Annotated in this window: 5 protein-coding genes and 1 pseudogene; 4 read left to right on the top strand and 2 right to left on the bottom strand. The window is 55.8% G+C overall.

Going from position 1 to position 7,341, the window contains the following annotated elements; all coding sequences use genetic code 11:
- Positions 1-595: pseudogene (locus AAC035_RS02115) on the top strand (IS3 family transposase); the annotation flags it as partial.
- A gap of 38 nt (positions 596-633) precedes the next feature.
- Here AAC035_RS02115 and AAC035_RS02110 read toward each other — a convergent pair.
- Both AAC035_RS02110 and AAC035_RS02105 read right to left on the bottom strand, forming a co-directional pair.
- Positions 634-1,383, bottom strand: a complete 750-nt coding sequence (locus AAC035_RS02110; protein ID WP_278350823.1) for a hypothetical protein — start codon at positions 1,381-1,383, stop codon at positions 634-636.
- Positions 1,371-4,319: an N-6 DNA methylase gene (locus AAC035_RS02105; protein WP_278350824.1), complete on the bottom strand. Its 2,949-nt coding sequence runs from the start codon at positions 4,317-4,319 to the stop codon at positions 1,371-1,373. Before AAC035_RS02105 ends, AAC035_RS02110 begins: the two co-directional genes overlap by 13 nt.
- Before the next feature lie 755 nt (positions 4,320-5,074).
- Here AAC035_RS02105 and AAC035_RS02100 point away from each other — a divergent pair.
- Genes AAC035_RS02100 through AAC035_RS02090 form a run of 3 tightly spaced genes read left to right on the top strand, consistent with a single transcriptional unit; the run spans position 5,075 to position 7,252 of the window.
- Entirely contained in the window at positions 5,075-5,722 is a 648-nt protein-coding gene (locus tag AAC035_RS02100) for an STN domain-containing protein (protein ID WP_339799521.1), read from the top strand.
- A gap of 31 nt (positions 5,723-5,753) precedes the next feature.
- Positions 5,754-6,275: an RNA polymerase sigma factor gene (locus tag AAC035_RS02095; protein ID WP_339799519.1), complete on the top strand. Its 522-nt coding sequence runs from the start codon at positions 5,754-5,756 to the stop codon at positions 6,273-6,275.
- A 29-nt stretch (positions 6,276-6,304) separates the two neighbouring features.
- Positions 6,305-7,252, top strand: a complete 948-nt coding sequence (locus AAC035_RS02090) for a DUF4880 domain-containing protein (RefSeq protein ID WP_339799517.1) — start codon at positions 6,305-6,307, stop codon at positions 7,250-7,252.
- The last annotated feature ends 89 nt before the right edge of the window (positions 7,253-7,341 follow it).

Below are 7,341 nucleotides of genomic sequence, written 5' to 3'. Positions count from 1 at the left end.
GTTGAGTGAGCGAATGCCTGTTGAAATGGTCTGCACTGCGTTCGATATAAGCTGTTCCAGCTACTACGAATACCGCCAACGGCGGAACCATGTGGATGCGGAGCGTCTGGCCCTGAAGGCTCAGGTAAACCGCCTGTTTACCAAGAGCCGCAGCTCTGCCGGCAGCCGGACAATCAAAGGCTTGCTCAGCGAGGAAGGTGTTGTCGTCGGTCGCTTCAAGGTTCGACGTCTGATGAGCGAACTGGGCCTGATCTGTAAGCAGCCAGGCCCTCACGCATACAAGCAGGCCACCGTTGAGCGACCGGATATCCCGAACCACCTGGATCGTGAGTTTGCGGTAGAGCAGCCCGACCAGGTCTGGTGTGGTGACATCACCTATATCTGGAGCGGCCAGCGGTGGAGTTATCTGGCTGTCGTGCTAGACCTGTATGCCCGCCGCGTTGTTGGTTGGGCGATGTCATCCAGGCCGGATGCGGATCTGACTGTAAAGGCTCTGGATCACGCCTGGGAGCAGCGTGGTCGACCGGAGAAAGTCATGTTCCACTCGGATCAGGGAAGCCAGTATGCCACCCGTAAGTTCCGTCAGAGGCTCTGGTGTTCTATGCAGGAAATTGTGCGCATACCCTTGGGGTTTCATGTTGATGTTTTACAATGGGTGTTCTCACAGGGCTCTTCAGTCTTCAACCATAGGTGATGTAAGGCAATCGGCAGGTTAGAAGTTTGGCGGCTTGCGTTAGAGCCGCGATAGTGCACGCTCGAATATACACCGTCACCATAAATGGTCTGGCCAAGTGAGGCTACACTGTTCTTGACGCGGTACTCCTTTTGCCCCGTAGCACCGTCTAGTACATAAGCAAGGCCATTAGGCAGATCACAGATGTTGCGAACATATCCCAACATAAGAGCGCGGTCTACTGCCCAAGCATAATCTTCTTTAACAAACCGGCTTATGCCCGCCTTACAGTAGGAACTGCCGATAGGGTGTGCGGAATCGATGGGTTTGCATTCGACTAGTATTGCTGCCATCGCATTGCTTCTGGTGACCAATTGACCCCGAAGCGGACGGAATGTGAGATCGGGCTGGCAATCGAGCCTGGTTCCTGTTCGATTTCGCAGGTTACCCTCTCGAACAGGGGTCTGAAAAAGTGAAAGCCCTTTAATAGACTCTGGATGATTGCTGGAAAGTTCATCCAGAATCATGTAAAGCCGCTCAGTAATGGTGTCTTCTTCTTCGCCGCAAATGGAGAATTGCCCTTCGGCGACTTCCTTGAGCAGTTGACGCCAGGCGTGAGCGAGCGCATTTTGAACTACTTCCATTAAGAATACTGGAATTTTGCATGGACCTTCAGCGTCTGTGCCCAGCCCTGTCATCAATCCACGCATTGCTGACTGAGCTCCTCTAAACGCGCCCCGTATTCCCAGACCAGATCTGATGCAAGCAGGCGGGCTTGGCTTTGTGTCCAGTATCGATAACGGTTAAGGAGCCCAACTATCAAGCTGGGCTGCGTCGAACTTAGTAAAGTGATTCGGCTGACGCCGAGACTGCTTACTTGTTGGATCCAATTTTCAGGAAGCTCAAGTGGTGCTGATCTCCCCTCCAATGTGATGGAAATAAAGCGCCACGGGAGGGCTGCCTTGATATTATTTAAGAATTGTACTTGCACCTGATGGCCGCCTGCACCAAGTACCCCAGCCAGTTCTTTTTTCAAACAAACGATAAAAGCCTGAGCTTGTTCCTCTTCGGTCTTCGCCAACCCTTTGTCGCGAGCTGATGCGTAGGGGGCATTTACCATGAGAGTATCCGAAAGAACCTGCTGGTCGGTAGTCGACAAACCATAGAGCTGGCCGACGGTGTAATCGAGCGACGGCCAATCGGGATGGTTACTAATCAGACTCTGCGCGCAGGTTTCGATGGATTGGCGCTGATCTGTTGATAGATTCTCTGGTGGTATAAAGGGTAGGCGGTTAATATCCAACTTTTGCTGTGCTTCTCGTTCAACCCCAAACTCTCCGCTTGTCATTAACGTGAAATACTCAAACAGCTTACTGTGAAGCAATACCAGCAGGTAGTGTGTAAGGAAGCCTGATAATGGATGGCCCGATGCAGAGTACCCATAATAAGATTCAGAAAATGCAATGTCACTAGTACTGAGGAGTGCTCTCCCTCTAGCGCGATCTTCGCGCAAAGATTTTCTTACCAGCAATATAGGTGCCTTATAGACTTCTGGTGACCTAGCGCGGTGAAGTCCTCGTGGGGTATAGCGACTAAGTTTTTTATCCAATACCAAAAAAGGCTGTAGGTTGTAATTTGCGTGTAACTCTGGCTTTCCCACAAGGAAGCTATCGTCTTGGGCACCACCTGCCACTTGAAAACCTTGGCTTTTGTAAAGGCCTGAGCATTCCTCCCAATAGTCGCCAACAGTGCATTTTGTGTGTTGTTTAATCTTTTCTATGATGGCGAGGTCCAGCACAGTGCCGCGATACAAGGTTTTTAGCGCAGCCGGATTGGCTTTGACCAGATCAAAAGCGACCGGAGTGGCGTCACTAGCATCGACTCGCAACAGACCCTTACCGTTCAGGTTTGGTTCATAATGTGGGCTAACGAAGATAAACTGATTATCTGGCTCTGGCAGCTCATTGTCGGCAAACAGTAGGCAGAACGGCTGATCTACACTTGGCCAGACCCGGGTTTGCCTCAGTGCAGCACCATTCAGGATACCCGTTATTTTCAGGGCATCGAATATCGCATTGCGAGCCGCAGCTCCCTTTTGAGATTGTTTGAACAGCCAGCGCCCTGCCAATGCCAAAGCAATGCGTCCACCCGGCTTGGCCCAAGCCATGGCCCCCCAAACAAAGGGCAAGTCGGGAACGCCATCTGGATTATGGTAAGACTTGGCAATTTTATCCAGACCGCGTTGTGCAGCTACCTCTCTACACCTCTTGGTAAAAATCCGTTCAATGCTTCGGTACTCCTTGGTTAAACTGGTCCAGGGCGGATTGCCAATGACGAGGTCAAAGGCATGCTGGTAGTGATCAAACACGTGATCACCCAAGCTGCCTGCCATAGGCACTAGCTTGTTACTGTTAGATTCCGGGTCAGCAACGTTGATGAGAACACTGCTCTCAAGTTTCTTGAAACGCAGCTCTTCAAGTGGTGCGGGATGTGGATCAAGTTCAAGGGCCGTCAGGTATAGGGCTAATGCTGCAAGCGTGCGGGCATGACTATTGGTATCGAAGCCAACCAGTTGTTCATGAAGCATGTCTCGAATTTGTTGGCGCGATGGTCGTTTACCAGTTTCGCGAAAGCGTAATTCCACTAACTTACGCAGTCCGGCGACTAGAAATACGCCGGCCCCGCAAGCAGGATCCAGTAGCTTCGAGTTTGAGCCCTCCGGATATGCGTGGAAGGCTTCTTCCACCATGTATTCGGCAATGTGATAGGGCGTGTAGTACACGCTCGTGGCGTGACGGGCGGATTGATCGAACCGATGAATCAGTTCTTCATAGGTTTCACTTAACAAACCAATCGGCAGGTGATCGAAATCAAGATCCCCCCAATCGAGCCGCTGTTGTGACGCGCCGGGTTCAATGGCGGTATCAAGGGTCATTATAGCGCTCAAAGGTTGAGTGACACTTGGCCCGTGTTGTTGAACTAATTGGCGGAAATAAACGGCGTAATCGGTAGTGGGGAGAGTTAGAAGGTCGCCATTGAAGGTTTTATCGAGCCAGTGATTAGTCTCTGCCAGTGCTACATCTGTGCCCATGCACTCTTTCAGTGAGTTGGCACTAGGAGCGATATCGGCCAGATTCTCGGGGAGCACAATCTTTCGACCTATCAAGTAGCGTAGAAACAGTGCTCTACCCGTGAGTGCTATCGCCTCGTGAGTTGATACGCCAAGATCGCGCAGCGCTTCGCCTGCATCGCTCATCAAATCGAGAAGGACATCACGCAGGCGCAGAGTAGCAGGCGCTACGAAGTCCTCACCCTGAGCAAGTCTGGGAAGAATGCTTGGTGCATCGTTGGAATCGCGAGAAAACCAGACTGGGGTCGTGTCTTCTGAGGGGCGCAGATCGGTGGCGTAAATATCCAGTCGTCCCGGTTTCAATATACCCAACCAAGCCGGCTCACCCCGCATGGCAAGAATTTTTTGGAGATCGCGAACGGGTAACACGTCATCTCGAAAATGAGTTTGGTCGACGACGTATAGCAGCGCCTGGACCTGATGTTCAACAACATAGTCAACCAGCGGGCGTTCTCGATTCCGATATAGATCTGTATACCTCAGACAACGAGCATCCAGGTTGTCGTGCAGATCCACACAACTCTCGTTAGGTGCACCGAATTCCTGTAACAAATTCATCGTTGCTGCCCTGATGCGATGTTTGTGATCAAGGGTAGCTCTCGTTGAGAACATTCGAGTCCCAGGTACCCATCGATACGCTCTCGCTCTTTGGACATATCGACAACCCAGCCCAGGCCGGTGGGATTCTGGCCTCGGAGCAAATGAACGGCCTCTCCCTCGTCCAGGTTTTCCTGTGGAATAAAAATTAACTCAGCTCCAGGAGCCTGACGTGGTGCGCTGACATAACGATGGACTGCGGCTGAGACCCGTTGGACATCTCTGCGTTTCATACCCAGGGTGTCCTCTAGTGTTTGCAGTGCCGCGAACGTAATTAAATCTGCCTTCGTGAAGCGTCGTGCGCTCCTTTCACGAGTTGGCCTGTCGCAAAATGGTGGCAGTTGCGCCCACATGTGAAGCCTTGACCGGCTTATTCCTCCTAAGGCGGCACAAACATCTTTGGCGGTGAAAGACTTGATGGCAGGCATTTTTACGCTTTCTGTTTTAGAGCTAGAGCAAAACTGTTCAGATTATAGAACAGTTTCACCAGAGAAAACATGCTCGGAGCTTGGCGAGACATCCCAGAACACCTTCATGCGTACTTTGGCGCCTCTAGCCGTCCGACAGACTGTCAGGGCTCTGTAACCAAAACGTCACCATTCCCGATCATCATGAGGGCCTTTCGTGGCGAGCGCCCGCGACCAGGCTCGACGTTTCTGATACCGAGGTTGCCAATGAACGTGCTTTTGCGTACGGGTGTCCGGGCTGCCTGTATGTTGCTTTGCGTGCTGTTTGTCCAGCCCACCGATGCCGCTACGACCTCTCCTGCGCAGCCTGTGTGGTTCGATATCCCGGCAATGCCGCTGAGGGATGCGTTGGATATCTATGGCCAACGCACCGGAATGGCGGTGCTGGTGGACAGTCAATTGTTCCAGGGGCGTGTGTCCTCAGCGGTGCGGGGGCGTTTCGCCGCCCGGGTGGCGCTGACGCGACTGTTGAGGGGCACCGGGCTACAGGCGGTGTATCAGGGGCGCTCGGCGTTTACGTTGACGCGGTTGCCGGCATTGCCGGAGCAGCCGCTGTCGCGGGCGGGGTTGGGCGGGGCCTCCTACGCCGCCCGGTTGCAGCGTGCTCTGGATCGGGCGCTTTGCTCGCAACCGCTGACCCGGGCTGGCGGGTTTCGCAGCGCGCTTCAGCTCTGGGTCGGCCCGGAAGGCCGTGTCCGCAAGCTGCACTTTCTCAGCTTCAGCGGCGAAACTCGGCGTGACCGAGCCATCGCCGCCTTGTTGCACGAGTTGCGGCCCGGACCTCCGAATCGGGCCTTGCCCAATCCGGTGACAGTGCTGATCGAGCGAGCCAAGGACGGGCGCGATTGTCTTTAAGGGAGCGGACCACCCTCTGGGGAGTAGTAAAGTGCGTAACGCCTTTCTGAATTACTACGATCAATTGCGTCGGCGCCTGCGACAACAGTTGGGTTCCGCGGACCTTGCCGATGACGCTTTGCACGAAACCTGGCTGCGTATCGAGCGGATCGGTGATTCGCGGGAAGTGCGCAACCCGGCAGCCTATTTTTATCGCGCCGCGCTTAACGAGGCCTTCGACCGGCACAGGGACAGCGCCCGCCTGCTGCTGGAAAGCGAAGTCGACGCCCTGATCCACTTGGAAGGCGCCGGTCAGGACCCGGTGGCCATCACCTCGGCGCGGCAGGATATTGACGCTCTGCGCCAGGCACTGAAAAAGCTACCGGCTCGCCAGCGCCACGTTCTGATGGCCTCGCGGTTGCAGGGCGAGCCGCACCGGGACATTGCCGCGGGCCTGGGGGTGTCCACCCGTACCGTGGAAAAGGACCTCAAGGCGGCGTTGCGTTTTTGTGGCGAGGAAGTTGGCCGTGAAGTGATCCAGCGGTTCGGTCCCGGTGCGGGAACACCGTCATGAGTACAGAGCCATCGACTTTGGGAGCGAGCATGTCCCCTTCGAAGGACGAGCCGGTTTCACGCGAACTTTTGGAGCAGCAGGCGCGCACCTGGCTGGTCAAGTTGACCTCTGGGGAGGCCACCGACGAAGACGCACGGGCTTTCAAGCTCTGGCGGGCGCGCAGTGCCGAGCACGCGCGCGTTTTCGACGAAATGCGCGGGCTGTGGTCGGCATTGGGCCCCGCCCTGAGGGAGGAGAGCGCTTCGGCACCCATCTCTTCCCGCCGTTGGGGGCGGCGCGCCTTTATGGGTGCGGCGGCGGCCTCCCTGGGGTACGTGATGTTGCGGCCGGTCATGCGCGGTAGCGGCGTGCCCGGGTTTCCCACCGATTATCAGACCGCCGTGGGCGAGCAGACCCAGGTGTCCGTGGGCGACCAGGCCACGGTGGCGCTCAATACCCGCACGCGCATGAATCTGGCTCGGACGGGCGGAGCGCCTGTACTCGACCTGCTCGCGGGCGAAGCTGAGATCAGCAGTCGGGCATCCGGCGCGCCCCTGCGGGTGCGTGCAGGCGGCGGCCTGATTGAAGCGGGCAAGGCCCGTTTCAACGTGCGTTTGCACGAGCGGGCAGTATGGGTGACCTGCCTCGGTGAACGGATCACCGTGACGTGCCAGGGGCAAAGCAGTCCGCTGATCGCCGGGCAGCAAATCCGCTACGACGACGCTGGCCTGGGGCACCCGCGAAGCGTGGAGCTGGAACCAGTGGTGGCCTGGCGCCAACGGTTGCTGATCTTCGATAACCAGTTGCTGAGCGAAGTAGTGGCGGAAGTGAACCGCTATCGCCCCGGGCAAATCATTCTGATGAACGACGCCATCGCCGCGCGCCGGGTGCAGGCGCGCTTCTCGCTGGACCAGTTGGACGCGGTGGTGGCACTCATCCATGACGCATACGGCGCCAAGGTCACCGAATTGCCTGGTGGCGTCATCGTGCTGACTTGATGAATTTTTCGTGACAGCGTTCGGTCGTTCCGGACCGCACCGGTCTTTCAGAGAACAAGCCGTGGCGGTGCCGATGTTGCCCACGCCAT

The organism is uncultured Marinobacter sp. (genome assembly GCF_963974375.1).
Taxonomy (GTDB): Bacteria; Pseudomonadota; Gammaproteobacteria; order Pseudomonadales; family Oleiphilaceae; genus Marinobacter.
This window is presented reverse-complemented; position numbering and strand designations above follow the sequence as displayed.

Coding starts and splice junctions, on each gene's coding strand:
- AAC035_RS02110 (WP_278350823.1), bottom strand. CDS start 1,383: ATGCGTGGATTGATGACAGGGCTGGGCACAGACGCTGAAGGTCCATGC.
- AAC035_RS02100 (WP_339799521.1), top strand. CDS start 5,075: ATGAACGTGCTTTTGCGTACGGGTGTCCGGGCTGCCTGTATGTTGCTT.
- AAC035_RS02090 (WP_339799517.1), top strand. CDS start 6,305: ATGTCCCCTTCGAAGGACGAGCCGGTTTCACGCGAACTTTTGGAGCAG.